Annotated in this window: 22 protein-coding genes; 7 read left to right on the top strand and 15 right to left on the bottom strand. The window is 69.5% G+C overall.

Annotated features, from left to right (window positions below):
• Positions 1 to 8: 8 nt before the first annotated feature.
• The 9 genes from mihF to pyrR form a co-directional block, all read right to left on the bottom strand.
• Positions 9 to 332, bottom strand: a complete 324-nt coding sequence (gene mihF / locus AB0C30_RS18955; RefSeq protein WP_214637712.1) for an integration host factor, actinobacterial type — start codon at positions 330 to 332, stop codon at positions 9 to 11.
• 614 nt (positions 333 to 946) lie between these two features.
• Entirely contained in the window at positions 947 to 1,645 is a 699-nt protein-coding gene (gene pyrF / locus AB0C30_RS18950) for an orotidine-5'-phosphate decarboxylase (protein ID WP_357945259.1), read from the bottom strand.
• On the bottom strand, positions 1,642 to 2,607 hold the full coding sequence (locus AB0C30_RS18945; RefSeq protein WP_357639719.1) for a dihydroorotate dehydrogenase: 966 nt from the start codon (positions 2,605 to 2,607) through the stop codon (positions 1,642 to 1,644). The genes pyrF and AB0C30_RS18945 overlap by 4 nt, the downstream gene beginning before the upstream one ends.
• A gap of 194 nt (positions 2,608 to 2,801) precedes the next feature.
• The gene (locus AB0C30_RS18940) at positions 2,802 to 3,659 is read right to left on the bottom strand and encodes a dihydroorotate dehydrogenase electron transfer subunit (protein WP_225298671.1); all 858 of its coding nucleotides are present in this window, start codon (positions 3,657 to 3,659) and stop codon (positions 2,802 to 2,804) included.
• Between the two features lie 55 nt (positions 3,660 to 3,714).
• Entirely contained in the window at positions 3,715 to 7,011 is a 3,297-nt protein-coding gene (carB, locus tag AB0C30_RS18935) for a carbamoyl-phosphate synthase large subunit (RefSeq protein WP_357945256.1), read from the bottom strand.
• Positions 6,998 to 8,104 (bottom strand): glutamine-hydrolyzing carbamoyl-phosphate synthase small subunit, encoded by a 1,107-nt coding sequence (carA, locus tag AB0C30_RS18930; protein WP_357945253.1) that lies wholly within the window; start codon positions 8,102 to 8,104, stop codon positions 6,998 to 7,000. The genes carB and carA overlap by 14 nt, the downstream gene beginning before the upstream one ends.
• A complete protein-coding gene (locus AB0C30_RS18925; protein WP_357945251.1) occupies positions 8,101 to 9,387 on the bottom strand; it encodes a dihydroorotase in 1,287 nt (428 codons plus the stop codon). The genes carA and AB0C30_RS18925 overlap by 4 nt, the downstream gene beginning before the upstream one ends.
• Complete coding sequence (locus tag AB0C30_RS18920; protein ID WP_357945248.1) at positions 9,384 to 10,301, bottom strand: aspartate carbamoyltransferase catalytic subunit; 918 nt, start codon at positions 10,299 to 10,301, stop codon at positions 9,384 to 9,386. Before AB0C30_RS18920 ends, AB0C30_RS18925 begins: the two co-directional genes overlap by 4 nt.
• Positions 10,298 to 10,870, bottom strand: coding sequence for a bifunctional pyr operon transcriptional regulator/uracil phosphoribosyltransferase PyrR (pyrR, locus tag AB0C30_RS18915; protein ID WP_357945245.1), 573 nt, complete (start codon positions 10,868 to 10,870; stop codon positions 10,298 to 10,300). Before pyrR ends, AB0C30_RS18920 begins: the two co-directional genes overlap by 4 nt.
• A gap of 237 nt (positions 10,871 to 11,107) precedes the next feature.
• Here pyrR and AB0C30_RS18910 point away from each other — a divergent pair, with 237 nt between their 5' ends.
• The 6 genes from AB0C30_RS18910 to AB0C30_RS18885 all read left to right on the top strand — a co-directional run bounded on the left by AB0C30_RS18910 (position 11,108) and on the right by AB0C30_RS18885 (position 17,464).
• Positions 11,108 to 12,352 carry an arginine deiminase gene (locus AB0C30_RS18910; protein ID WP_357945243.1) on the top strand — a complete coding sequence of 415 codons (1,245 nt, stop codon included), beginning with the start codon at positions 11,108 to 11,110 and terminating at the stop codon, positions 12,350 to 12,352.
• Between the two features lie 3 nt (positions 12,353 to 12,355).
• Positions 12,356 to 13,291 carry a carbamate kinase gene (gene arcC, locus AB0C30_RS18905; RefSeq protein ID WP_357945241.1) on the top strand — a complete coding sequence of 312 codons (936 nt, stop codon included), beginning with the start codon at positions 12,356 to 12,358 and terminating at the stop codon, positions 13,289 to 13,291.
• A gap of 17 nt (positions 13,292 to 13,308) precedes the next feature.
• The gene (locus AB0C30_RS18900; protein ID WP_357945239.1) at positions 13,309 to 14,733 is read left to right on the top strand and encodes an amino acid permease; all 1,425 of its coding nucleotides are present in this window, start codon (positions 13,309 to 13,311) and stop codon (positions 14,731 to 14,733) included.
• A complete protein-coding gene (locus AB0C30_RS18895; RefSeq protein ID WP_357945237.1) occupies positions 14,730 to 15,596 on the top strand; it encodes a universal stress protein in 867 nt (288 codons plus the stop codon). The genes AB0C30_RS18900 and AB0C30_RS18895 overlap by 4 nt, the downstream gene beginning before the upstream one ends.
• Positions 15,597 to 16,033: 437 nt before the next feature.
• Positions 16,034 to 16,528 carry a transcriptional regulator gene (locus AB0C30_RS18890; protein WP_026214021.1) on the top strand — a complete coding sequence of 165 codons (495 nt, stop codon included), beginning with the start codon at positions 16,034 to 16,036 and terminating at the stop codon, positions 16,526 to 16,528.
• 651 nt (positions 16,529 to 17,179) lie between these two features.
• Positions 17,180 to 17,464: a hypothetical protein gene (locus AB0C30_RS18885; protein WP_357945234.1), complete on the top strand. Its 285-nt coding sequence runs from the start codon at positions 17,180 to 17,182 to the stop codon at positions 17,462 to 17,464.
• A gap of 145 nt (positions 17,465 to 17,609) precedes the next feature.
• Here the strand turns inward: AB0C30_RS18885 and AB0C30_RS18880 are convergent, their stop codons facing one another.
• From AB0C30_RS18880 to AB0C30_RS18855, 6 genes are all read right to left on the bottom strand, one after another.
• Positions 17,610 to 18,806 (bottom strand): oxygenase MpaB family protein, encoded by a 1,197-nt coding sequence (locus tag AB0C30_RS18880; RefSeq protein WP_357945232.1) that lies wholly within the window; start codon positions 18,804 to 18,806, stop codon positions 17,610 to 17,612.
• 197 nt (positions 18,807 to 19,003) lie between these two features.
• Positions 19,004 to 19,900, bottom strand: coding sequence for an RNA polymerase sigma-70 factor (locus AB0C30_RS18875; RefSeq protein ID WP_357945229.1), 897 nt, complete (start codon positions 19,898 to 19,900; stop codon positions 19,004 to 19,006).
• A 104-nt stretch (positions 19,901 to 20,004) separates the two neighbouring features.
• Entirely contained in the window at positions 20,005 to 21,138 is a 1,134-nt protein-coding gene (locus AB0C30_RS18870) for an FAD-dependent oxidoreductase (RefSeq protein WP_357945226.1), read from the bottom strand.
• Positions 21,139 to 22,031: 893 nt separating this feature from the next.
• The gene (locus tag AB0C30_RS18865) at positions 22,032 to 22,478 is read right to left on the bottom strand and encodes an SAV_6107 family HEPN domain-containing protein (protein ID WP_357945223.1); all 447 of its coding nucleotides are present in this window, start codon (positions 22,476 to 22,478) and stop codon (positions 22,032 to 22,034) included.
• 1,088 nt (positions 22,479 to 23,566) lie between these two features.
• Positions 23,567 to 23,758: a ferredoxin gene (locus tag AB0C30_RS18860; protein WP_357946339.1), complete on the bottom strand. Its 192-nt coding sequence runs from the start codon at positions 23,756 to 23,758 to the stop codon at positions 23,567 to 23,569.
• Positions 23,759 to 23,765: 7 nt separating this feature from the next.
• Positions 23,766 to 24,956, bottom strand: coding sequence for a cytochrome P450 (locus AB0C30_RS18855; protein ID WP_357945220.1), 1,191 nt, complete (start codon positions 24,954 to 24,956; stop codon positions 23,766 to 23,768).
• A 101-nt stretch (positions 24,957 to 25,057) separates the two neighbouring features.
• On the opposite strand from AB0C30_RS18855, the gene AB0C30_RS18850 reads away from it, so the two are divergent.
• On the top strand, positions 25,058 to 25,660 hold the full coding sequence (locus AB0C30_RS18850) for a helix-turn-helix domain-containing protein (protein ID WP_357945218.1): 603 nt from the start codon (positions 25,058 to 25,060) through the stop codon (positions 25,658 to 25,660).
• The last annotated feature ends 3 nt before the right edge of the window (positions 25,661 to 25,663 follow it).

Here is a 25,663-nt window from a genome sequence, read left to right as displayed (position 1 = left end):
AACCGAGATTAGCTCTCGTTGCCACCGAACTCGCGCTCGAGGGATGCCCTCTGGTTCGCACCGAGACCCCGCACGCGGCGGGACTCGGCGATGGCAAGCCGCTCCATGAGCTGCTTGGCGCGGACTTTGCCCACGCCTGGGAGCGATTCCAACAAGGCCGACACCTTCATCTTGCCGATGACGTCGTCGGTCTGCCCATCCTTGAGCACCTCAGCCAGAGAAACCGCGCCATGCTTGAGCCGGTTCTTGACCTCGGCACGCTCTTTACGGGCCTTGGCAGCCTTTTGCAGGGCTGCGGCGCGCTGCTCAGGGGTCAGGGGAGGAAGAGCCACGCCGGGTCACCTCGAATTTCTGTCGATGTACTCGGACGGGAAGGGAAACTAGCTGGTCATCGCCCCCTAAGCAACGTCAATGGCGGTTTCTCTCCTCACAAAATCCACTTCATCACTCTCCGTGTATGTAAAACTACAGAGTGCTGATCAAATCGCCCCCACTTCCCGCTTCTTCCTTACACACAGGAAGCGCCGTGGGGGTACGATGATGATCACCCACCCGTCAGGGAGCGGTGTCCGAAACGTGCGCGGGTTTACGTCCGAAACCCCGCCCGAGGTGGGCATCCGTATGCCCTGCGGGGGTGTCCTCACGATCGTGTACGGTCGCCGTGGGACGCCGTTCTGGGGTCGGCGTCCCTCCGGGGAGGCGCTCACCGTGCGTACACGGCCACCCGCCGTACGTGTGCCCATGGGAGCGGTCCCACCACGGCCGGGTGACGACGGCTGTTCTCCCGGCACATCCGCCCGCCACACAGGGGCCCGACCGACCGGTCCGCCGTACGGTGGGCCGAGCCGTGCCTGGCTTTACCGCTGCACACCGATGCCACGTCACGATGGGCCACGCACGAAGGCCCATCAGGAACACGGAACGACCCTTGGGAGCGCGAACCCCCTCAGAAGGGGGTCGTGCGCCGCAAAGAGGATGCGATGGCGGCGGCCGTGGCGCCCGGGTCCGGGGAGGCGGTGATCGGGCGGCCGATGACCAGGAGATCGGCGCCGTCCGCCAATGCCTGCTCCGGCGTCGCCACCCGCGCCTGGTCCTGGCTGTCCGCCCCGGCCGGGCGTACGCCGGGTGTGATGAGGGTGATCTCCGGCCCGACCTCCGAGCGCAGGTCGACGACCTCGTGCGGCGAGCACACCAGGGCCGTGGCGCCCGACTCGACCGACAGGACGGCCAGGCGGCGGACCGCGTCCGAGGCGGGGCCGGCGAGCCCGATGCGGCTCAGGTCGGCCTCCGAGAGCGACGTCAGCACCGTGACCGCCGCGATCTGGGTGTCCGGGGCCGCCTCGACGGCCGCGCGGATCATCGCGGGGCCGCCGGCCGCGTGGACCGTGAGGATGGCCGGGCGCAGCCGGGCGACCGCCCTGGCCGCCGCCGCGACCGTGTTCGGGATGTCGTGCAGCTTGAGGTCCAGGAAGACCTGTACGCCGCTCGCGCCCCGGATCGAGGCGATCACGTCGGGGCCGTAGCGCAGATAGAGCTCCAGCCCGATCTTCACCGTGGTGACGTGCGGGGTCACCAGGGCGGCCCACCTGGCGGCGGTCTCCAGGTCGGGGGCGTCGAGGGCGACGGCGATGGGTGCGGGCGTCAAAGGGAGCTCTCCTCGGAGTCGACGAGCAGGTGCCGGGGGGCGCTCCCCGGCGGACGGTGGGCCAGGCCGACCGCGTCGGCCAGCCGCTGGAAGCCGCGTGCCCGCAGCAGGTCCTCAAGCTCTCGCTCGATGCGCAGGCACGCGTAGGGGTCGTGGAACAGCGCCGTCCCCACCCCGACCGCGCAGGCGCCCGCCAGGATGAGCTGGAAGGCGTCCCTGCCGGTCGTCACGCCGCCGACGCCGATCAGCGGCACCCCGGGCAGGGCGGCGTGCACCTGCCACACGCACCGTACGGCAAGAGGCAGGATGGCCGGTCCCGACAGCCCGCCGGTCACGGCCGCGAGCGAGGGCCGCAGCGCCTCGGTGTCGATGGCCATCCCGAGCGGGTTGTTGATCATGGACAGCGCGTCGGCTCCGGCGTCCACGCAGGCGCGGGCGACCGCCACGATGTCGGCCACGTCGGGCGCCAGCTTGGCGACCACCGGGACGTCGTACCGCATGATGGAGCGCACCGACGCGATCACCTCGGCGGCGGCGCTGCCCTCGCGGGCGAAGACCCGGCCGCGGTCCTCGATGTTCGGGCAGGACAGGTTCACCTCCAGGGCGGTGACGCCGGGCGCGTCGGCCAGTCTGCGGGCCAGCGCCGAGTACTCGGCCACGGTGCCGCCGCCGATCGAGACGATGGTCCTGATGCCGCGCTGGGCCAGCCAGGGCAGCTCGCGTTCGAGGAAGGCGTCGATGCCGGGGCCCTGGAGGCCGACGGCGTTGAGCATGCCCGAGGGGGTCTCGGCCATCCGGGGGGTGGGGCGGCCGGCGCGGGGGGCCATGGTGATCGAGCTGGTGGTCAGGGCGCCCAGGCGGTGGAGGTCGAAGAACTGGGCCAGCTCGCGGCCCGAGGCGGCGCAGCCGGCGGCGGTGGTGATGGGGTTGGCGAGCTCCACATGCGCCAGAAATGTCCGCATATCTACCGACACGTCAGCCCACCCGCCGCAGAGAAACCGCAGACAACGCAGAGAAACAGCCACCAGATCGCGCGGGACGCAGACGCCGTGGAGAAGCGGAACGCAGGCGCCGCAGAGGAGCGGGACCCGGGCGCCGCAGAGAGACAGCCGCCAGATCGCGCAGGACGCGGCAGAAAAAGCGCGGGCAGTCAGTGTCAGCCCGCATGGCGCGCACCGCCCTGGCCCCCGGGCGCCCCCAGCGCGTCGAACGGGATCGTCCCCACATCCTCGAACCGCACCCGCTCCCCCCGGAACACCGGCCCCTCGGCGCAGGCCCGCACCATCCGGGTCACGCCGTCGTCGCCGATGACCGGCAGCACGCACGTCATGCAGACCCCGATCCCGCAGGCCATCGCCTCTTCCACCGCCACCTGCACCGGGATGTCGAACTCCATCGCCACCGCCGTGACCGCCCGCAGTGTCTCCATGGGCGCGCACGCGTAGACCACGTCGGCCCGCGTGTCGGCGATCACCGCGGGCAGCGCGTCGGTCACCCGGCCGCGCAGCCCGAGCGAGCCGTCCTCGGTGGTGAGTGTGGTGGTCTGGGCCATCCGCCTGGCCCGCATGGCGCCGAACACCCGGTCCGCGCTGGCGCCGCCCAGCACGAAGTCGACGCGGCAGCCGCGTTCGATGAGCTGGTCGGCCACCGGGAACAGCACCGCGGAGCCGTACTCGGAACCGACCAGCACGCAGTGGACCGGGTCGCGCGGCAGCGGGAAGGGCCGTCCTAGCGGCCCGACGAGGTCGATCGTGTCACGCGCCCTGCGCTCGGCCAGCCACGCGGTGCCGGGGCCACGCACGGTGAAGACGAGCTCCACCGTGCCGCCGTAGTCGGGCTTGACGTCGTGGATGGAGAAGGCCCGCCGCGTCACCATGGACGTGTGGGCCCCGCCGACGGCGACGGACACGAAGTGGCCGGGCCGGTAGCGCTCGGCGATGCCGGGCGCCACCACGGTGAGGGCATGGTAGGCGTCGACCCGGCGCGTCGTCAGCACCGTGCCCGTCACCTGCACCGGAGTGCCGGCCAGTCCTCTTCACCTCCCGCGGGAGCCTGCCGTCGATCGAGCCCTACGCCCCTGCCGCCCGCAGCGCCCGCCCGTGCTCTTGGAGGGACCGTACGCCGACGTCGCCCCGCACGATGGCCTGGATGCCCGCGGCCGCGGCGGCGAGGCCGGCGACCGTGGTGATGCACGGGATGCCGCGCAGCACGGCGGCGGTGCGGATGTCGTAGCCGTCGAGCCGCGGGCCCGACTGGCCCGGACTGCCGAACGGCGTGTTGACGATCAGGTCGATCTCGCCGTCGAGGATGTACTGGACACTCGTGGGCTCACCTCCGGCTCCGGGCCCCTCGCTCTGCTTTCGCACGATCTTGGCATGGACACCGTTGCGGCGCAGCACCTCAGCGGTCCCCTCGGTGGCCAGGATCTCGAACCCGAGGTCGGCGAGAGCCCGTACCGGGAAGATCATCGCACGCTTGTCCCGGTTGGCCACGGACACGAAGGCCCGGCCCTTGATGGGCAGTTCCCCGTAGGCGGCCGCCTGCGACTTGGCGAAGGCGACGCCGAAGGACTCGTCGATGCCCATGACCTCGCCCGTGGAGCGCATCTCGGGCCCGAGCACGATGTCGACGCCGCGGAAGCGGTTGAACGGCAGCACCGCCTCCTTCACCGCGATCGGCGCCTCCAGCGGCAGAGTGCCGCCGTCTCCCGTGGCGGGCAGCATGCCCTCCTCGCGCAGCGAGGCGATCGAGGCGCCCAGCATCACGCGGGCCGCCGCCTTGGCCAGCGGCACCGCCGTGGCCTTGGAGACGAACGGCACGGTACGGCTGGCGCGCGGGTTGGCCTCCAGGACGTACAGGACGCCGGCCGACATGGCGTACTGGACGTTCAGCAGTCCGCGGACCCCGACGCCGCGGGCGATGCCCTCGGTGGCGGCGCGGATGCGCTTGATGTCGTTGCTGCCGAGCGTGATCGGCGGCAGCGCGCACGCCGAGTCGCCGGAGTGGATCCCGGCCTCCTCGATGTGCTCCATGACGCCGCCCAGGTAGAGCTCCTCGCCGTCGAACAGGGCGTCCACGTCGATCTCGATGGCCTCGTCGAGGAACTTGTCGACCAGCACCGGATGGCCGCCCTCCTGGGCCGCCATGTAGGTGGTCAGCGTCGCGTCGTCGTAGACGATGGCCATGCCGGCCCCGCCGAGCACGTACGAGGGCCGGACGAGCACGGGGTAGCCGATCTCCTCGGCCACGGTCAGCGCCTCGGCGACGGTCGTCGCGGTGCCGTGCTTGGGCGCGGGCAGCTGCGCCTCGGCGAGCACCCGGCCGAACGCGCCGCGCTCCTCGGCCAGGTGGATCGACTCGGGCGAGGTGCCGACCACGGGCACGCCCGCGTCCTTGAGCGCCTGCGCCAGGCCGAGCGGCGTCTGCCCGCCGAGCTGCACGATCACGCCCGCGACCGGGCCCGTCTGCTGCTCGGCGTGTACGACCTCCAGCACGTCCTCCAGCGTGAGCGGCTCGAAGTAGAGCCGGTCGGAGGTGTCGTAGTCGGTCGAGACCGTCTCCGGGTTGCAGTTGACCATGACGGTTTCGAACCCGGCCCGCGACAGCTCGAAGGAGGCGTGCACGCAGGCGTAGTCGAACTCGATGCCCTGCCCGATGCGGTTGGGCCCGGAGCCGAGGATGATGACCTTCTCCCGCTCGCCGTACGGGACCTCGCTCTCCTCGTCGTAGGCCGAGTAGAGGTAGGGGGTCTTGGCGGCGAACTCGGCGGCGCAGGTGTCGACCGTGTTGTAGACCGGCCGCAGGCCGAGCGCGTGGCGCAGGTCGCGTACGCGGGCCTCGTCGATGCCGCGGATCTCGCCGATCTGCGCGTCGCTGAAGCCGTGGCGCTTGGCCCGCTCCAGCACCTCGGCGGTCAGCTCGGTGGCCTCGCCGAGGGTCCGCGCCTCCTCGTCCAGCAGGAAAAGCTGGTCGAGGAACCAGGGGTCGATGTGGGTGGCCTCGAAGAGCTCCTCGGCGGTGGCGCCGGCCCGGATGGCCTGCTGCACGGTGCGCAGCCGGCCGTCGTGCGGGACGCGGGACTCGTCGATGAGCTCGGCCTTCGGCCGCTGGGGGCCGGCCCAGGTGAAGGAGGAGTCCTTCTTCTCCAGCGAGCGCAGCGCCTTCTGCAGCGCCTCGGGGAAGGAGCGGCCGATGGCCATGGCCTCGCCCACCGACTTCATGTGGGTGGTGAGTGTCTGGTCGGCGCCCCTGAACTTCTCGAAGGCGAACCGCGGCACCTTGACCACGATGTAGTCGAGCGTGGGCTCGAAGGAGGCCGGGGTCTCCTTGGTGATGTCGTTGGGGATCTCGTCGAGGGTGTAGCCGATGGCCAGCTTGGCGGCGATCTTGGCGATCGGGAAGCCGGTGGCCTTCGAGGCCAGTGCGCTCGATCGGGACACGCGCGGGTTCATCTCGATGACGATCATGCGGCCGGTCGCCGGGTTGACCGCGAACTGGATGTTGCAGCCGCCGGTGTCGACGCCGACCTCGCGGATGACCGCGATCGCGACGTCGCGCATGTTCTGGTATTCGCGGTCGGTCAGCGTCAGCGCGGGCGCGACGGTGACGCTGTCGCCGGTGTGGACGCCCATCGGGTCGATGTTCTCGATGGAGCAGACGATGACCACGTTGTCATGCTTGTCGCGCATGACCTCGAGCTCGTACTCCTTCCAGCCGAGGATCGACTCCTCCAGGAGCACCTCGGTGGTCGGCGAGGCGTCCAGCCCGGCGCCGGCGATGCGCCGCAGGTCCGACTCGTCGTAGGCGAACCCGGACCCGACGCCGCCCATCGTGAAGGAGGGCCGCACGACCAGCGGATAGCCGAGCTCGGTGGCGGCGGCCAGGCACTCGTCCATCGTGTGACAGACGACCGAGTTGGCCGACTCCGCGTTCAGGCCGTGCTCGCGGGCGACCTTGGCGACGATCTCCTTGAACCGCTCGCGGTTCTCCCCCGCCTGGATCGCGTCGAAGTCGGCGCCGATCAGCTCGACGTCGTAGCGCTCCAGCGCGCCCGACTCGTGCAGCGCGACGGCGGTGTTGAGGGCGGTCTGGCCGCCCAGGGTCGGCAGGAGCGCGTCGGGGCGCTCCTTGGCGATGATCTTCTCGACGTACTCGGGGGTGATCGGCTCGACGTAGGTGGCGTCGGCGAACTCGGGGTCGGTCATGATCGTCGCCGGGTTGCTGTTGACGAGGATCACGCGGAACCCCTCGTCGCGCAGCACGCGGCAGGCCTGGGTGCCGGAGTAGTCGAACTCGCACGCCTGCCCGATCACGATCGGCCCCGAGCCGATCACCAGGACGGACCTGATGTCATCACGCTTGGGCACGGTTCATGACCTCACAGAACTCGTCGAAAAGGTAGGCGGCGTCGTGGGGGCCGGCGGCGGCCTCCGGGTGGTACTGCACGCTGAAGGCACGCCCGTCGAGCAGGCGCAGCCCTTCCACGCAGCGGTCGTTGAGGTTGACGTGGCTGACCTCGGCCCGGCCGTAGGGGGTGTCGAACGGCTCGCCGAGCGGCGCCTCGACCGCGAAGCCGTGGTTGTGGGCGGAGATCTCTACCTTGCCGGTCCGTACGTCCTGGACCGGCTGGTTCACCCCCCGGTGGCCGTAGCGCAGCTTGTACGTGGACAGGCCCAGGGCCCGGCCGAACAGCTGGTTGCCGAAGCAGATCCCGAAGAACGGCACCTTCGCCTCCAGCACCCCGCGCAGCGCGGAGACGTCCGCGGTGGCCGGGTCGCCGGGGCCGTTGGAGAAGAACACCCCGTCCGGGCCCACCGCCATGATCTGCTCGAAGGTGGCGGTGGCCGGCAGCACGTGCACCTCGCAGCCGCGCTCGGCCATCCGGTGCGGGGTCATGCCCTTGATGCCCAGGTCCACGGCCGCGACCGTGAACCGCTTCTGGCCGATGGCCGGCACGACGTACGGCTCGGCCGTGGCCACCTCGGCGGCCAGGTTCGCGCCTTCCATGACCGGCACCCGCCGTACGCGCTTGACGAGCTCATCGACCGGCGCGGTCGGATCGGTGAAGATCCCGGCGCGCATGGCGCCGCGCTCGCGCAGGTGGCGGGTGAGCGCGCGGGTGCCCGGCATGGCGATGCCGACGACGCCCTGTTCCTTGAGGTAGTCCTCCAGCGAGCGGTTGGCCCGCCAGTTGGAGACCACGCGGGACGGCTCGCGTACGACGTAGCCGGCGACCCAGACGCGGCCCGACTCGGGGTCCTCGTCGTTGACGCCGGTGTTGCCGATGTGGGGGGCCGTCATCGCGACGATCTGCCGGTGGTAGGACGGGTCGGTGAGGGTCTCCTGGTAGCCGGTCATGCCGGTGTTGAAGACCATCTCGCCGAACGTCTCGCCCGCGGCGCCATACGGGGTTCCGTGGAAGACGCGACCGTCTTCCAGAACGAGCAGCGCAGAAGTCACACCAGCTTCCCTTCAAGTACTGTCGGCTTGCCGCGCAGGAAGGTCGCCACGACCCGGCCGGGGAGCGTCATGCCCTCGTACGGCGTGTTGCGGCTCTTCGACGCGAAGGCGGACGGATCCACCTCTGTACGGACGGACGGGTCGTACAACGTGAGGTTGGCCGGTACGCCCACCTCGATCGGTTGCCCGTGCCCCGAAAGGCGGCCGATACGCGCGGGCACGATCGACATGCGCTCGGCGACGCCGGCCCAGTCGAGCAGCCCGGTGTCGACCATGGCCTCCTGCACCACGCTGAGCGCGGTCTCCAGGCCGACCATGCCCATGGCCGCGGCCGACCACTCGGTCTCTTTGTCCTCGACCGGGTGGGGCGCGTGGTCGGTGGCGACGATGTCGATCGTGCCGTCGGCCAGCGCGGCGCGCAGCGCCTCGACGTCGGCGCGGGTGCGCAGCGGCGGGTTGACCTTGTAGATGGGGTTGTAGGCGCCGGCCGGCGAGTCCTCGACGAGGTCGTCGGTGAGCAGCAGGTGGTGCGGGGTGACCTCGGCGGTGATGTTCCAGCCCTTGGACTTGGCCCAGCGCAGGATCTCCACCGAGCCGGCCGTGGAGACGTGGCAGACGTGCAGCCGGGAGCCGACGTGTGCGGCCAGCAGGCAGTCGCGGGCGATGATCGCCTCCTCGGCGACCGCCGGCCAGCCGGTCAGGCCGAGCCGGCCGGAGACGACGCCCTCGTTCATCTGGGCGCCGCCGGTCAGCCTGGGCTCCTGGGCGTGCTGGGCGATCACGCCGTCGAACGCCTTGACGTACTCCAGGGCGCGGCGCATCAGCACGGCGTCGTCGACGCACCTGCCGTCGTCGGAGAAGACGCGGACCCGGGCCGCGGAGTCGGCCATCGCGCCGAGCTCGGCCAGCTGCCTGCCCTCCAGGCCGACGGTGACCGCGCCGACCGGCTGGACGTCGCAGTGGGCGAACTCCCGGCCCAGCCGCCAGACCTGCTCGACCACGCCGGCGGTGTCGGCGACGGGCGAGGTGTTGGCCATGGCGTGCACGGCGGTGTAGCCGCCGCGGGCGGCCGACTGGGTGCCGGTCTGCACGGTCTCGGCGTCCTCGCGGCCGGGCTCGCGCAGGTGGGTGTGCAGGTCGACGAGGCCGGGCAGCACGATCGCGCCGCCGCCGTCGATCGCCGCCTCCCCGTCGATCCGCGGGGCGATCTCGGCGATCACCCCGTCCTCGACGCGGATGTCGACGGGCTCGCCACCGACGATCCGTACGTTGCGAATGATCACGAAGTCTCTCCCCCGAGCAGCAGGTAAAGGACGGCCATGCGGATGGTCACACCGTTGGCGACCTGCTCGACGATGGTCGAGCGCGGCGAGTCGGCCACCTCGGCGGCGATCTCCATGCCCCGGTTCATCGGCCCGGGGTGCATCACGATGGCCTCGTCGGGCATCTTGGCGAAGCGGTCGCGGTCGAGGCCGTAGCGGCGGGAGTATTCGCGCTCGCTCGGGAAGTAGGCGGCGTTCATCCGCTCCTTCTGCACCCGCAGCATCATCACCACGTCGGACTTGGGCAGCACCGCGTCGAGGTCGTAGGAGACCGCGCACGGCCAGGTGTCGACCGAGACCGGCAGCAGCGTGGGCGGCGCCACCAGTGTGACGTCGGCGCCGAGCGTGGCCAGGAGCAGCACGTTGGAGCGGGCGACCCGGCTGTGCAGGACGTCGCCGACGATCGTGACCTTGCGGCCGTCCAGACCGCCCAGACGGCGGCGCATGGAGAAGGCGTCGAGCAGCGCCTGCGTGGGGTGCTCGTGCGTGCCGTCGCCGGCGTTGACGACGCTGCCGTGCACCCAGTTGGCCAGGCGGTGCGGCGCGCCGGAGGCGCCGTGGCGGATGACGACCGCGTCGGCGCCCATCGCCTCCAGCGTCAGCGCCGTGTCCTTCAGCGACTCGCCCTTGGAGACGCTGGAGCCCTTGGCGGAGAAGTTGATGACGTCGGCGGACAGCCGCTTGGCGGCCGCCTCGAAGGAGATGCGGGTCCGGGTGGAGTCCTCGAAGAACAGGTTGACCACCGTACGGCCGCGCAAGGTCGGCAGCTTCTTGATGGAACGTTCCGAGACCCTCGCCAGCTCCTCGGCCGTGTCGAGGATGAGCAGGGCGTCGTCCTTGCCGAGGTCGCCCGCGGAGATGAGATGGCGGTTCACTTGGCCTCCTCCTTCATCAGCAGCACGGCGTCGCGCCCGTCGGTCTCCTGCAGGTAGACCTTCACCTTCTCGCTCTTGGCGGTCGGCAGGTTCTTGCCGACGTAGTCGGCGCGGATGGGCAGCTCGCGATGGCCGCGGTCGACCAGCGTGGCCAGCTGTACGGCGGTCGGGCGGCCGAGGTCGTTGAGCGCGTCGAGCGCCGCGCGGACGGTGCGGCCGGAGTACAGGACGTCGTCCACCAGCACCACGATCCTGCCGTCGATGCCGTCGGGCGGCAGCTCGGTGTGGCCGAGCGGCCGGGCGGGCCGGAGCCGGAGATCGTCGCGGTACATCGTGATGTCGACCGAGCCGACGGGGATCTTGACGCCTTCGAAGCGCTCGATGCGGTCACCGAGCCGGCGGGCCAGAGTGACGCCGCGGGTCGGGATGCCGAGGAGGACGACACCGTCGGCGCCCTTGGTTCGTTCGAGGATCTCGTGCGCGATACGAGTCAGCGCCCGGTGGATGTCCGGGCCCTCCAGAACAGCCCTCGACAAGGGTGTCAGGTCGGACGTTGGGGATTCGGACACGGCAGAGCTCACCACCTTTCCCGCCTCACGGGACGGGTCTTAAAAGGGTGTTGGTCGTGACACACAGTACCAGGGGCTACCAGCCAGAACTCTTGCCACCTACTCCCCATGGCCGCCCACGGTTGGGTAATTTCCCCGCCCTTTCCGTGTCGGAACCGTCCACGCGGGGCACGTGACGGGCATCGCGGGCGGTGCCAGCGCGTTGACGTCCGCCTGCTTCGAGGGGATACAGGGACAATGACCTTCCATGTCGACTCCGAGGTGGGCAAGCTCTACCAGGTGCTGCTGCACAAGCCTGACCTGGCGCTCAAGCGGCTCACCCCGACCAACAAGGACGCGTTCCTCTTCGACGACGTGCTGTGGGTGCAGCGCGCGATGGAGGAGCACGAGGAGTTCCAGCAGGTGCTGCGGGAGCGCGGCGTCAAGGTCCACATGCTGGCGGACCTGCTCAGAGAGACGATCGAGATCCCCGAAGCGCGTAAGCACATCCTCGACGGGATCCTCGACGAGCGCTTCATGGGCCCCCTGGCCGTCGACGACATCCGCAACACCCTTGACTCCATGGACTCCAAGACCCTGCAGATGTACCTGACGGGGGGCATCACCAAACGCGAGATGGTCGAGGCGGGCTGTGACCCCAAGTCGATGTCCTACCACGCGGCCGGTGACGACGACTTCATCCTGCCGCCGCTGCCGAACCACCTGTTCACCCGCGACACCTCCTGCTGGGTGTACGACGGCGTCTCGATCAACGCGATGAAGAAGAAGGCGCGCATGCGCGAGACGGTGAACATGGAGGCCGTCTACGAGTTCCACCCGACCTTCGCCGACGGGTTCGGCCGGCCGCAGAAGGGCGGTTACAACGTGTGGCTGCCCGGCCAGTCGGTCGCCCCGGCCACGCTGGAGGGCGGCGACGTGCTGGTCCTCGGGCGCGGCGTGGTGCTGATCGGGATGAGCGAGCGCACCCAGCCGCAGGCCATCGAGATGCTCGCGCAGCGGCTGTTCCAGGCCGGCTCCGCGCGGAAGATCATCGCGCTGAACATGCCGAAGGCCCGCGCGTTCATGCACCTCGACACCGTGATGACGATGGTGGACGTGGGCGTGTTCACCAAGTACGCGGGGCTGGGCATGCTGCCCTCGTACACGATCGAGCCGGGCGACACCGAAAAAGAGCTCAAGGTCACCGACCACCCGCCGGAGGACATGCACCGCGCCATGGCGCGGGCCCTGGACCTGGACGACATCAAGGTCCTCATCCCGACGCAGGACGTCTACGCCGCCGAGCGGGAGCAGTGGGACGACGGCTGCAACGCGCTGGCCATCGAACCGGGCGTGGTCGTCGCCTACGAACGCAACACCACGACGAACAACTTCCTGCGCGGCCACGGCATCGAGGTCATCACCATCCGGGGCAGCGAGCTCGGCAGGGGGCGCGGCGGGCCGCGCTGCATGAGCTGCCCGCTCGAGCGGGACGGCTTCTGAGCGATGAGGGTCATCGTCGCCCTGGGGGGCAACGCGGTGCTCCGGCGCAGCCAGCAGGCGGACGTGGAGCCGCAGATCGCCAACGTCGCCAACGCGGCCAAGACGCTGGCCAAGCTCGCGGAGAAGCACGAGCTGATCATCACCCACGGGAACGGGCCGCAGGTGGGCCTGCTGGCGCTGGAGAGCGCCAACGACCCCCGCCTGACCAAGCCCTACCCGTTCGACACGCTCGGCGCCGAGACGCAGGGCATGATCGGCTACTGGATGCTGCAGGCCTTGCAGAACGCGCTGCCCGGCCGGCAGGTCCTGGCCATGGTGACGCAGACGCTCGTGTCGGCGGTCGATCCGGCCTTCGACAACCCGACCAAGTTCGTCGGCCCGGTCTACGACCAGGAGGAGGCCACGAAGCTGGCCAAGGAGTACGGCTGGACGGTCGCCGCCGACGGCCACGACTGGCGGCGCGTCGTCCCCTCCCCCACCCCGCAGCGCGTGGTGGAGACGCGGCTGATCAGCAAGATGGTCCGCGAGAGGGTCGTGGTGATCTGCGCGGGCGGCGGCGGCATCCCGGTCATCCGCGACGAGCACGGCCGCCTGTCCGGCGTCGAGGCGGTCATCGACAAGGACTCCACGGCGTCGATGCTGGCCGAGGCGCTCGAATGCGACGCCTTCCTCATCCTGACCGACGTGCCGCGCGTACTGAAGGACTTCGGCACGCCGCACCAGAGCGAACTCGCGAACACCACCCCGCACGAACTACGCGCCCTCGACTTCCCAGCGGGCTCCATGGGGCCGAAAGTGGAAGCGGTCTGCCGTTTCGTGGAGACCACCGGCGACATGGCGGCCATCGGCGAGCTCGGGCAGGCGGAGCAGATCCTGGAAGGCACCGCCGGCACGATCGTCACGCCGAACGCCCGCTGGCCGCTGACCAGCACGCTTTAGGGCTCGAGGAGGTTTCGATGGCACTCGCCCAACGGCTCTTCCGCATCAAGCCCACCGACCAGATCGTGGCCGAAGGCGGCCACGGCGAGGGCGGTGAGCTGCGCCGCACGATGTCGCTGTGGCAGCTCACGCTGTTCAGCGTCGGCGCCACACTCGGCACCGGCATCTTCGTCATCCTCGGGCAGGCCGTGCCGAAGGCGGGTCCCGCCGTCGTGCTGGCCTTCGTGCTGGCCGCGATCACGGCGCTGTTCTCCGCGCTGTCGTACGCGGAGCTGGCCGGCACGATCCCGGTGTCCGGCTCGTCCTACTCCTACGCGTACGCGACGCTGGGCGAGATCGTCGCCTGGATCTGCGGCTGGTGCCTCATGCTGGAGTACGCGGTGTCGGTCGCGGCGGTGTCCGTCGGCTGGGGCGAATACCTCAACTCCTTCCTGAAGGGCCTGTTCGGCTGGGAGCTGCCCGCATCGATCACCCACTCCCCCGGCCAGGACGGCGGTGTGGTCAACGTCACCGCGATCCTCATCGTGCTGCTGGCCACCTGGCTGCTGCTGCGCGGGGCGTCGGAGAGCGCCACGGCCAACGCCGTGTTCGTGCTCATCAAGGTCGCCGTGCTGATCTTCTTCTGCGTGGTGGCCTTCACCGCGTTCAGGGCCGGGCACTTCTCGCCGTTCGCGCCCATGGGCGTCGCGGGCGTCACGGCCGCCGCCTCGCAGGTGTTCTTCTCCTACATCGGCTTCGACGCCGCCTCCACCGCCGGTGAGGAGGCCAAGAACCCCAAGCGCGACCTGCCCCTGGCGATCATCCTGTCGCTCGCCATCGTCACGATCATCTACGTCGTGGTGGCCGTGGCCGCGATCGGCGCCATGCCGTGGACCGACTTCGACCCCGAACGCACCGAAGCCAGCCTCTCCTACATCGTCGACCTCGCCACCGGCGCCACCTGGCCGGGCCTGATCGTCTCCTTCGGCGCGGTCGTGGCCATCGCCAGCGTCGTCCTGACCGTCATCTACGGCCAGACCCGCATCCTGTTCGCCATGTCCCGCGACGGGCTCATCCCGCACATCTTCCAGAAGGTGAACCCGCGCCGCCAGGTGCCCGTCGCCAACACGCTCATCGTGGCGGCGTTCATCTCCGTACTGGCCGGACTGGTGCCGCTGGGCCAGCTCGCCGAGGCCACGAGCATCGGGACGCTGTTCGCCTTCGCCATCGTCAACATCGGCGTGCTCGTGCTCCGCTACCGCAGCCCCGAGCTGCCGCGCAGCTTCCGCACGCCGCTCTTCCCCGCCACGCCGATCCTCGGCACGATCTTCTGCGTCATCGTGATGGCCGGTCTGGCCGGCGTCACCTGGCAGGCGTTCGGCCTCTGGATGCTGGTGGGCCTGATCTGTTATTTCCTGTACGGCTATCGCCACTCGCGGTTGAACACCGAGGTGCCTCGATGAAGCTCGAAAGCGTACTGGCCGGATTCATCCCCGAGCCGAGAGGACGTGACGCGCTGGCGCTGGCCATGCTCCTGGCCGGACAGGTCAAGGGGCAGCTGACGGTGGCGTACGTGCAGCCGCCCGCGTGGACCACGCCGGGGCCCGCGCGCGCCGACCTGACGGAGTGGCGCAAGTATCTGCAGGAACAGGCGGAGGCCACGCTCGGGCAGGCCCGGGCGCTCACCGGCGACAAGGCCGACTACATCGTCCACACCAACAAAGGCAGTGGGCGCGGGCTGGTGGACCTGGCCCGCAAACGCGCGGCCGACGTCGTCGTGATCGGCTCCGCGCCGGGCGGCGGCAGGGGCCGCATCTCCGTCGGCAGCACCGCCGACCAGCTGCTGCACTCCTCGACGGTGCCGGTCATGCTGGCCCCGCGCGGCTACGCGGACGCACTGCCCCCGGCCGTCGAGCGGATCACCGTCGCCTACCGCCGCGGCCCGTGCGCCGACGCCGCGGTGCGCGACGCCGCCCAGGCCGCGGTCATCCTCGACGTGCCGCTGCGGCTGGTCACCCTGCTGATCCGCGGCGCCCGCCGCGCCAAGATCGAAGAGGACATGCTCACGCGGCTGCGCGACCAGGTGGCGGACGACCTGCAGGCGGCGGCCACCGGGCAGCGGCGGCACATCCGGGCGGAGTTCGAGATCCTGGAGGGCCGCGACGTGGCACAGGCCATGGGCCAGACGTCGTGGTCGCCGGGCGAACTGCTCATCTGCGCCTCCAGCAACGCGGGGCCGTTGCGGCGGGTGTTCCTCGGTGACACGTCGCTCAAAATCGTCCGTGCGGCCACGTGTCCGGTCATGATCCTAACCCGTCAAGACTGATCCCGACGCCACACCACCCGCCCCATCGCCGGGTCCACCGCCCTTCGCGGCGCTCTTGGATGGCCCCGGCCAGCCCTTCTCAGTGCCTCTCACCTCGGTCTCCACGCGATCACTGACATGGTTTAGAGGTGATTTCCACCATGCATGTCACCGGACAAACAGTGACGAAGTATTGTTACTCAGGGGACAAGAGGGGCTATTAAGTCGTTCCATCCCGGATCGGATTCGGCATCTTTTTTCCAATCAGCTTGACCTTCGGCGTCCGCCCCTTTACCGTCACTGTGCGTAACCACACTGCGCGGCGTTATGGGGTAAACCCAGAGCCATGGCTACCGATGGTGCCTAACAAGGCACACACCCCCCGGTGGCCGGGGCATTCGCCGCAAGGGAGCACAATCTACTGAGAGCGCTACATACGAGAGCCGGGGGGCCACACGATGCCGTCTGAGTACGCAAAGTCGCTGGGTGCACGACTCCGCGCCATCCGCACCCAGCAGGGCCTGTCCCTGCACGGAGTCGAAGAGAAGTCGCGTGGCAGGTGGAAAGCCGTGGTCGTGGGCTCGTACGAGCGTGGCGACCGTGCTGTAACGGTTCAGAAACTTGCCGAGCTTGCCGACTTCTACGGGGTGCCCGTCTCCGAGCTGCTGCCCGGCGGTGCCGCGCCGAGCCCGCTCGGCCCGACACCGAAGCTTGTCATCGACCTGGAACGTCTTGCGACGCTGCCGAAGGAGAAGGCCGGGGCACTCGCCCGGTACGCGGCCACCATCCAGAGCCAGCGTGGCGACTACAACGGGAAGGTCCTGTCGATCCGCCAGGAGGACCTGCGTTCCCTGGCCGTGATCTACGACAAGTCGCCGAGCGAGCTGACGGAGGAGCTCATCAGCTGGGGCGTCCTCGACGCGGAGGCCCGCCGCGCCGTCGAGTCCTTCTGACCGCTCCTGTTTTTCGGGGCGCGCCATGTGACGGGCGCGTCCCGCTTTTTCGTCTTGGTGCTCGCGTACGGCGGCACGGTGAACCTCCGTACGGGAGCACGACGAACCTTCGTGCGGGAGCACGAGGACGGGCTTTGTCCGGGCACGCACGGGAACCCACCACCCGCCGACCAGGCCGAAGACCCCAGTAGGGCGGCCCTTTCCGCACGCCTCCAGGCCCGTGGTCCTGCCGTACAGGTCTCTCACGCGGACCCCGCCGCACACCTCCGGCACTCGTAGGCCCTGCGCGATCCCATAGGCCCTTCGCGACGCGCGCTGCCAAGAGCCGCGCCTGCCTTCTCTTCGCAGCCCCGAAGGCCCTTCGCGATCCCGTAGACCCTTTGCGCGAGTTCACCGCCGCGGGCCCAGCGGCACGTCCCCGCACAAGCCCGCCGAACACCCCTCCGCACCCCATGCCCATCCGGGCGCGTTAACAGCGCAGGCCCAGCCGCACCCCCGCCGTGCCCGCACGCCCACACACGTACACGCAGGCCCGGCCACGCAGGTCCAGCGGAGTCTGGCCGTCCAGATGCCCATCGCGTTCGCCCAGATGGGGCCCGGGAAACGGCGTGTCGTCTAGCGATATCGAACTCCAGTTCGTATAATGGATCAATGCATCTCGACATGAAAGGCCTACCAGGGTTGTGGCGGCCACCGATCGTCGAACATGCCGCGACGACGTTCTCGACCACCGACCGCGGCGGCGAGGCGCGTTATCTGCTGGCTTGGGGCGATACGGAGGGAGAGCGGTGGGGATTCCTGCTATGGCCCCCGCAGACGCTGAACACCGACGACGGCACCGAGCACATGGGCCAGGCCCGGTGGGTGCGCTGGCAGGACATCCGACCGGTGAACGGCGAGGATTACAGCACCGTACCGCTGTGCGATCCGATGTGAACCACCTCCTGACGCGCCACTGAGGACGGGCGGGCAGCCCGGCCGGGACTCGTGCGCCGAGCGGGCCGGGCCTCGCAGAGCGAGCATGTTGAGGCGCGTGGAGCGGATCTGAGCGCTCGGGGCGAGCAGATCGCGCGAGGATCGTTCATGCCGTGGTGGGCACGGCGATGTTCTGCTCGTAAGCGGTGCCGCCGGGAAGGCGGAAGGCTTCATCGGGGCCGGGACTTTGCGCGTTCTCGCGGCGGGCCATCTCGGCGGAGTCAGCCGTGAAGGTCTGCCAGCGCCTGGCCTGGCTGTTGAGGAGAGCGACCAGAGACAGCAGCGGAGTGGCGTCCGATTCAGGGATGCCCAGGTGGTCGGAGAGCTCGCTGCCGAAGGCACGCCGCAGCAGGCCGTGGAGGAGATCGCGGAGTCGGTCCTCGGCCATCAGGGGGGTGGGCGCACAGGCCATGGCGCTGGCCGTGGCTCTGACCATGGCCGCGGTCAGCGCACGTGAGTTGTCGTCCGGCTCAGCGTTCGTCATGTCCAGCAGGTTCTGGAGACGACGAGCGCTGGCGTGGTCCGTGACGCCTTGGTAGAAGCGTTCATCGATCCCGAGCAGATAGGCGATGTAGGACCAGTACTGGTACAGGCTCTTCTGTTCTTCGGCGCTCAAATCGATACCGACTGCCGCGAGGGCTGTGAAAGGAGTGAGTGTGAAGTCCAGCCACGTGCGGGCCATGTCGGTCTGCCCGATGGGAAGGCCCCAGACGGCCGTGTCCCAGCCGTGCTGGACAGCGGTGGCTCGTATCCGCGCATGCAGCAGTCGGACCTGCGCGGTGCTGATGTAGCCGGGAGCTCCTCGGTGAAGACCTCCGGGCAGCGTGCTCTGACGCCCCCACATCCCGGTCTCGACGAGTCGGCGGGAAGCCATCTTCGTCAGCTGTCCCGTCTGCGCCAGCAGCCGGGCGATGGCGGGCGAGGCATAGGTGTGCACCAGGGCGCTGCTGATCGCGCAGATTTCGAACCACGGCTGGGGCACCGACAGCAGGGCGACCTCACCACGGTCGATCTGCGCGGGATCGACCCAGGAAGGCACCGTCTCCAGTTGCCGCAGGAGCGCCTCGATGGCGCTGGGCGGCTGTTCGCCCAGGCTGGCAAGACCGTCGGCGAGTCCCCTGTTGAGGATGTGGCGGCCTTCCTTGCCCAGCTGGTCGAGTTCGGCGATCACGGCGTCGGCCAGCGGGTCTCCGGCCATGACCAGCTGGGCCGCGTGGTCGGCCATCGCACCGTGCCGTTGTCGGGCCTCGTCCAGGTTCACGACTCGCTCGGGGATGACAGCGTTGCGGTAGGTGTGGGACATGCGTCTGCTCTTACTTTCTCTAGGGGGAGCGGCCGGTGGGAGGGGGAAGACTCTCCTCGCCCCTTCGGTAGGTGGCACTTGCCTGGGCTCCCATAAAAGCGCTGGTCAGTGGGGTTTTTGTGAGCCGGGGTCGGTGTGCTCGTGCTGGTCGTCCGGCTGATCGTGCTGGGGGGATCGTCTGCCGCGTCGAGGCAGGGTCAGCGGGAGGTGAGGGGGGTTTCCGACTCGACGCAGGTGAGTTTTTCGGGGTTGCGGACGTAGTAGAGGCCCGTGACGCGGGCGTTGTCCACGCGGAAGGCCAGCACGCCGTCGATCACGTCGTCCAGGCGCAGGATGAGTCCGGGGTTGCCGTTGACCGTCGTGGGCTCACTGGTGAAGGTGCCGCCGGCCTTGCCGAGACTGCCGGCCATGTAACTGAGCACCTTGTCGGCGCCGACGACCGGCCGCAGGGCCGCCAGCTTGAGGCCGCCGCCGTCGCTGACGAAAACAACATCCGGGGCGAGTACGTCGAGCAGCCCCTGCAGGTCCCCGGTCACGAGCGCGGACTGGAACGAATTCAACGCCGCCCGGGTTTCTTCCTGGGAAACCGGTGTGGACGGTCGGCGGGCGTCGACGTGCCGGCGTGCGCGGTAGGCGATCTGGCGTGCGGCGGCGGGACTCTTGCCGATCGCGGCCGCGATGTCGTCGTAGCCGATGTCGAAGACCTCGCGCAGCACGAAGACGGCGCGTTCGGTCGGTGAGAGGGTTTCGAGGATGAACATGAGTGCCATCGACAGGTTCTCGGACAGTTCGACGTCCTCGGCCACGTCCGGCGCGGTGAGCAGGGGCTCGGGCAGCCAGGGGCCGACGTAGGCCTCCTTGCGCCGTTGGAGAGTCCGTAGCCGGTTGAGTGCTTGCCGGGTCGTGATCCGTACCAGGTATGCGCGCTGGTCCCGCACCTGCCCCAGGTCGACCTTCGCCCACCGCAGCCAGGCCTCCTGGAGGACGTCCTCGGCGTCTGCCGCCGATCCGAGCATCTCGTAGGCGACGGTGAACAGCAGGTCTCGGTGGGCGACGAAGGCCTCGGTCGCGGGGTCGGTGACGTGGTCGTTCATGTCGTGCGCTTCACTCTCTCGTGGTCGGCCTCACAAGCCGGAAGCAGACCGTGGATATGTACCCAGTCCAAAGACGGGGTCGTCGGCAGCGGCCTCCCCACTGATCAGGTCAGGTGGGATGCGCCGGAGGTGGCCTTGCGTGCCCCGGACACCAACTGATTGAGGGTGAACCGGCAGGCGATCTCCTTGACGGGGGCACCAAGCCGCCCGCTGATGTGGAGCGCGTTCACCTTGTCGTTCAGGTAGGAGAACTGGGTGACGCCCTCGTTGCGGCCGAGGCTGAGACATTGCCCGGCGAACAGCAACCGGACGGGAGCGGGTGTTTTCCCCGCGATCCGCCGCAGAATCGTGGTGGCGGCCCCCGGGCCCAGCTGCACGGCGGCCTGGCAGCTCATCCGGAATGGCCGGTCCGTCATCGCCGCCGCGTCCCCAGCGGCGACGATGCGCACGTCGTCCACACTGGTCAGCGTCGTGTCGGTGATCAGGCGGCCTTCGGTGTCGGTGCGCAGCCCGCTGCGGGCAGCCAGGTCCGGGACACGGAATCCCGCGGTCCAGATCGTCACCGCGCTGGGCAGCTGACGGCCGTCGTCGAGCCGTATCGCCTCGCGTGTCACTTCCGCCACCCGCGCGCGGGGACCTTCGAGGATGGTCACACCCAGCTCGGCGAGCCGGCGAGCGACCAGGCGGCGGACCCGGGCATGCAGGTAGGGACCCAGCACATTGCCGCAGACCAGGGTGACCTTGCGGCCCAGTTCCGCCAGCTCGGCGGCGGTCTCCAGGCCGGTCGGGCCGGCCCCGACCACGGTCACCGGAGCCGTCGCGGGCGTCGCGGCCAGGGCCGACCGCAGTCGTCGCGCTCCCTCGAGGGTCGACACCGAATGAGCGAACTCCGCCGCTCCGGGCACGCCGGGATCGGCAGCGCCACTGCCCACCGCGTAGACGAGGTAGTCGTAGGAGAGCGTGCCACCGCCCGCCAGCGACACTCGTCGCTCGGCGGCGTCGATCCGGGTCGCGGTGTCGACCACCAGCCGGACGTTCCCACCCAGAACCTCACCGAAGTCCTCGACCGCGTCATCGGAGCCGGTCACGAGCTGGTGCAGACGGATCCGCGAGACGAAGTCGGGACGCGGATTGACCAGGGTCACCGACACGCCATCGCGCCGAGCCAGGCGATTGGCCGCCGTCACGCCCCCGTACCCGCCACCGACCACGACCACCGCGACGTTCCCGTTCATCATGTCTCCCTCGTGTTGTGAACTCGACATGGAGACACCAGCCGCGCATCCGGTGTAACAACCCGCGGATGAGACTTAACGCACAACGGAGGAGACGCAGGCGGAAACGCCGCCCCCTTCCGCCGCGAGTGGCGTAACACGGCCCTGACGAGGTCGGGCAAGGGACGAGGACCCTCGCGGTAGCGGGCGAGCGGGGCCCAGCCCGCTGTATTCGGCCTGGCACGGCCCCCGGCGGTGGCCGCGCGGGGTCCTCCCGGCGGTGGCCGCGCGAGGTCCTTGGCCGCCAGACCAGCCCCGGCTACCTGGCCGACCCCCAGGCCGCCAAGACACTGTTGCCCTCAACGGCCGGCTGCGTACCGGAGACCTGGTCCAGATCGACACGCAGGGGTACCGCCGCATCACCGGCCGCCTCAAGGAACTCATAGGAGTCCTGCTCACGTCAGAGTCGGTCCGGTAGCCGGGTGACGCCAGAGACATCCTCGAGTTCGGCCGCGCGGCCATGGAGGAACGGATGGGTCACAGGTTCCGCAAGACCCTGTCCATGACGCAGATCATCGAGCTGGCCCAGGCCGGCAGCAGCGCGATCGCCGTTGAGAACTGGACGGCCTGACGTTCCCCCTGCCGCCCTGCCGATGGACCACGAGGCCCCTTGGCCTACCGTTCAATTCTGCGGAGATCCTCCTTGGCCCCCTGGCCGCCCTGGTTCGGGGCGTTCGATCGCCTGCATGCGGCGTCTTTGCGCATGCTTCAGGCGTCGCGCTCTGCTTCCACCGGTTGGGCGGGGTCGTCCTTGGTCGGGATGGTCTGCTGGCCCTCGCCTGGGTCGGTGTGTTCGCTCGTGTTCGAGTTGTCCGGCTGCCCACTCGCCGTCGAGGTCGGCGGCGCGAGCGGTGTGGTCAGCCGGCCAGGGGGACCTCGACCGGGAGTGGGGGTTGAGCGGGGACGCCCAGGATGTCCTGGACTACGGCGACGAAGGTGTCGGCTTCAGCCAAAAGCTCGTCCGCGTCGGCCGCGCTGACGCCACGGACCATGCCGGCCTCGGCGGCGGCGCGCTTAGCGGCGCTCACCGAGAAGTAGGCGGCCCATTCCGCGAGCTTGGGCTCCGCCTCCGGGAGCAGCTCCCAGGCGCTGCGCAGGCGGCGCCTGCGGCCTTCCATGGGGCGTGGGCGGGCGGCCAGGATCGCCGCCGCCGCTCGTAGCGCTGCCAGGTGCGCTGCCACGTATCGGGATGCCGGGGTGCGAGCGGCTGTCGCCTCCGCCAGGCAGGAATGTGAATCCGTCAGGTGCGCCCTAACTGCGGGCGACAGCCGGGGCCCCTGCGTATCGCTGAGCCTTGGTGCCATCTTGCGCGCCTCCTTGGAGTCATGGCGGCTCCCGGCGTCTCCGCCGGTGAAGCCAAGGTTCGCAGACTCCACCGACAATTCCGCCGGGCTGGCCGGACGAGGAGCTTCCCCGCACCCCGTCCGGCCAGGACGCGCCCACTCGTCTCCGCCGACGACGAGGACACGCCCTTCGCCCTGGAGCCTGATCGCGGGTCTCGCTTGGGGGAAGCGAACGGCCCGCGACCAGGTCCTACGACGTGAGCCGCGAGCCTCACGTCACTAGGTCGAACATAATTTCGATCACGCTCGGTGTCAACCTATTCTACGAACACAGATTCGATCAGCGTGGGGGAGGGTGGACTACATGCCCATTGACGTGCGGCGGGACGAGGTTGGTGGCCAAGGTTGTTGAGGGACCGAGGTTGAGGGACGGGCAAAGGCGTGTAGAGGCCATGCGAGAGGCACGCGAACACGTAGAGGCCGACCCCTTGGCGAGGGTCCGCCTCAGCGGAGATCCGGCGCCCAGGCCGCCCCGGCGGAGTCTCCAGAGGGCTGTGAAGGTCCAGAAAGGGGATTGAGGTCCAGGGGGGCGGGGGTCCCCAGGGAGGTGGAAGTCCAGGGAGGTGGGGGTCCAGGCTCCAGGGGGCGAACAGCTGCAGTGAGATGACGGTCCGCAGGAGGACGCGGAGGTCCGCGGAACGGGCAGCGCGCTCAAGGACCATCCGGAGGTCTGGGATCAGCGGTCCGCACCCAACTGGTCGGCGCCTCAGCAGGTCCGCGAACCTGGCGCATCCGCGCTGGCTGCCTGCAACCGAGGGGCGATGGGCCGGTGCCCCATGAGCCAGTGCGCGGTGCGCAGTGGGCCAGTGCAGGGTGGGGCCGGTGGGCGATCCGGCCGGTAAGCGATCGGGCCCGTGGGGGCATCCGGGCACACGGTCAGCCCGATAGGCGGTCGGCCCAGTAAGGGTCAGCCCCGATGGACGAGCGCCCCAGAAGACGGTCGCGGCGACGGCGGGGAAGGTTCGGGCTGGGCGAGCCGTAAGTTGGCCGGCCAGACCGGTACGACAGAAGGCACCCGCCGTCGACACGAAGGACCCAGCAAATCGAAATCAGACCACCGAGATGGCGCCTGACGGGCACAGCGTCACGGCGCGGCGGACGGCTTCTTCCAGTTCGGCCGGTGGGGTGGAGTCAAGGACCACCACGGTCCCCTCCTCCTCGCTCTGGTCGAATATCGCCGGCACCGTCAGCGCGCACATGCCCGCACCGATGCACACCGTCGTGTCTGCCTTGATCTCCATCATTGACCTACCAGGTGACAGGGAGGCGGTGCACACCATAGATGCTCATGTCCGAGCGCATCGGCACCTCCTCCGGTGATATGGCCAAGCGTAGGCCGGGGAAGCGCCGCAGGAGCGCCGGGTAGGCGATGCGCATCTCGGCCCGGGCCAGTTGCTGGCCGAGGCACTGGTGGATGCCGTGGCCGAACGTGAGGTGGCCCGTGGCGGGCCGGGCCAGGTCGAGGGTGTCGCCGTCCGGGAAGCGGGAGGGGTCGCGGTTGGCCACCGGGAGGTGGATCGCGACCGATTCGCCGGCCTTGATGAGCTGGCCCTCGATCTCGACGTCGACCAGGGCGCTCCTGACCGGGCCGAGGTGGATGATCGTGAGGTAGCGCAGAAGCTCCTCGACGCCGTTCTCGACCGCCGACGGGTCGTCACGCATGAGGGCGAGCTGGGCGGGGTTGGTGAGCAGCGCGTACGTGCCGAGGCCGAGCATGTTCGCGGTCGTCTCGTGGCCGGCCACCAGCAGCAGGAACGCGACGCCGGTGAGCTCCTCGTCGTTCAGCTCGCCGCCCTCGATCAGCCCGCTGAGCAGGTCGTCCTCCGGCTTCGCCCGCTTGCGCTGGATCAGCCCGTACAGGTACGCGGAGATGCGCGTCATCGCGCCCATGGCGTCCTCGGCCTTGATCTCCAGGTTGACGAGCACCTTGGTGTCTTCCTGGAACTGCGCCCGGTCCTCGTACGGCACCCCCAGCAGCTCGCAGATCACCAGCGACGGGATGGGCAGCGCGAACTCCTGCACCAGGTCGACCGGCTTGGCCGCGGCCTCCATGGCGTCCAGGCAGGCGTCGGTGATCTCGGCGATCCTCGGCTCCAGCTCCTTCATCCTGCGCACGGTGAACTGACCGGTGAGGAGCTTGCGGTAGCGGGTGTGCTCGGGGGCGTCCATGCGCAGGAAGAACCCGGGCGGCACCCGGAAACCCTGCTCCTTCGCGAGCTGCAGCCGGGCCGGGATCGGCGGGTGGATGAGCTCGGGGCGGTTGCTGAAGCGCGCGTCGGCGAGCACGGCGCGGGCGGCGGAGTAGCCGGTCACGATCCAGCCGAGGTGCCCGTCGGCGTAGGTCATGCGGTGGATCGGCGTTTGTTCTCGCAGCTCGGCGATTTCGTCAGGTGGATCGAAGGGGCGCTGGCGGGTGGTGGTGAGGGTCAGATCCGACATGGTGTGGCTCCTTTTCGCTTGGTCAACTCCACCAGAAAACCTCATTCGCTGCAAAACTTCAATGGATGAAAATCCCTAAGTTTGGCGGTACAGTTCCCGGCATGGTGGGACTACGGGAGCGCAAGAAGCAGCGCACACGCCGGGCGCTGATCGAGGCCGCGCTCCGGCTGTTCGACGAGAAGGGTTTCGAGGAGACCACGCTGGCCGAGATCGCGGCCGAGGCGGAGGTGTCGACGCGGACGTTCTTCAGCTACTTCGCCAGTAAGGAGGACGTGCTGTTCTTCGACAGCGCGTCCCGCATCGCGCGGGCGATCGAGATGATCTCGTCCAGGATGCCCGGCGAACGCGTGGCGGACCTGCTGCTGCGGCTCGTACGGACGAGCCTGCGGTGGGCGAGCGACGACGACTTCCGAGTGTTGGACGCGCCCCTGCGGATGCGGCTCATCATGACCGTCCCCTCCTTGCAGGCACGGGCGCTGCATCTGCTGTTCGACAGCCAGCTCCAGCTGGCGCGGGCACTGGAGGACGCCTTTCCCGACGAGCTCGACCACGTGGACGCGGCGGCGGCCGTGGGCGCGCTGATCGGCGCCACCAAGCTCGCGGTCATCTCCACCATCAACCGGGGCGGGTCGCTGGAGCAGGCGGAGGAGTCGGCCGTGCGCGCCGCCCAGCTCGCCCTGCGCGGCCTTTCATCAATCGGATAAGAC

Source organism: Nonomuraea sp. NPDC048901, from assembly GCF_040649695.1.
In the GTDB taxonomy this organism is placed as follows: domain Bacteria; phylum Actinomycetota; class Actinomycetes; order Streptosporangiales; family Streptosporangiaceae; genus Nonomuraea.
This window is presented reverse-complemented; position numbering and strand designations above follow the sequence as displayed.

What these genes read in the sequence shown, in the direction of transcription:
- AB0C30_RS18945 (WP_357639719.1), bottom strand. Translation starts at nt 2,607, where the DNA reads ATGCGGACATTTCTGGCGCATGTGGAGCTCGCCAACCCCATCACCACC.
- AB0C30_RS18910 (WP_357945243.1), top strand. Translation starts at nt 11,108, where the DNA reads ATGACCTTCCATGTCGACTCCGAGGTGGGCAAGCTCTACCAGGTGCTG.
- arcC (WP_357945241.1), top strand. Translation starts at nt 12,356, where the DNA reads ATGAGGGTCATCGTCGCCCTGGGGGGCAACGCGGTGCTCCGGCGCAGC.
- AB0C30_RS18900 (WP_357945239.1), top strand. Translation starts at nt 13,309, where the DNA reads ATGGCACTCGCCCAACGGCTCTTCCGCATCAAGCCCACCGACCAGATC.
- AB0C30_RS18895 (WP_357945237.1), top strand. Translation starts at nt 14,730, where the DNA reads ATGAAGCTCGAAAGCGTACTGGCCGGATTCATCCCCGAGCCGAGAGGA.
- AB0C30_RS18890 (WP_026214021.1), top strand. Translation starts at nt 16,034, where the DNA reads ATGCCGTCTGAGTACGCAAAGTCGCTGGGTGCACGACTCCGCGCCATC.
- AB0C30_RS18885 (WP_357945234.1), top strand. Translation starts at nt 17,180, where the DNA reads ATGCATCTCGACATGAAAGGCCTACCAGGGTTGTGGCGGCCACCGATC.
- AB0C30_RS18880 (WP_357945232.1), bottom strand. Translation starts at nt 18,806, where the DNA reads ATGTCCCACACCTACCGCAACGCTGTCATCCCCGAGCGAGTCGTGAAC.
- AB0C30_RS18875 (WP_357945229.1), bottom strand. Translation starts at nt 19,900, where the DNA reads ATGAACGACCACGTCACCGACCCCGCGACCGAGGCCTTCGTCGCCCAC.
- AB0C30_RS18870 (WP_357945226.1), bottom strand. Translation starts at nt 21,138, where the DNA reads ATGATGAACGGGAACGTCGCGGTGGTCGTGGTCGGTGGCGGGTACGGG.
- AB0C30_RS18865 (WP_357945223.1), bottom strand. Translation starts at nt 22,478, where the DNA reads ATGGCACCAAGGCTCAGCGATACGCAGGGGCCCCGGCTGTCGCCCGCA.
- AB0C30_RS18860 (WP_357946339.1), bottom strand. Translation starts at nt 23,758, where the DNA reads ATGGAGATCAAGGCAGACACGACGGTGTGCATCGGTGCGGGCATGTGC.
- AB0C30_RS18855 (WP_357945220.1), bottom strand. Translation starts at nt 24,956, where the DNA reads ATGTCGGATCTGACCCTCACCACCACCCGCCAGCGCCCCTTCGATCCA.
- AB0C30_RS18850 (WP_357945218.1), top strand. Translation starts at nt 25,058, where the DNA reads ATGGTGGGACTACGGGAGCGCAAGAAGCAGCGCACACGCCGGGCGCTG.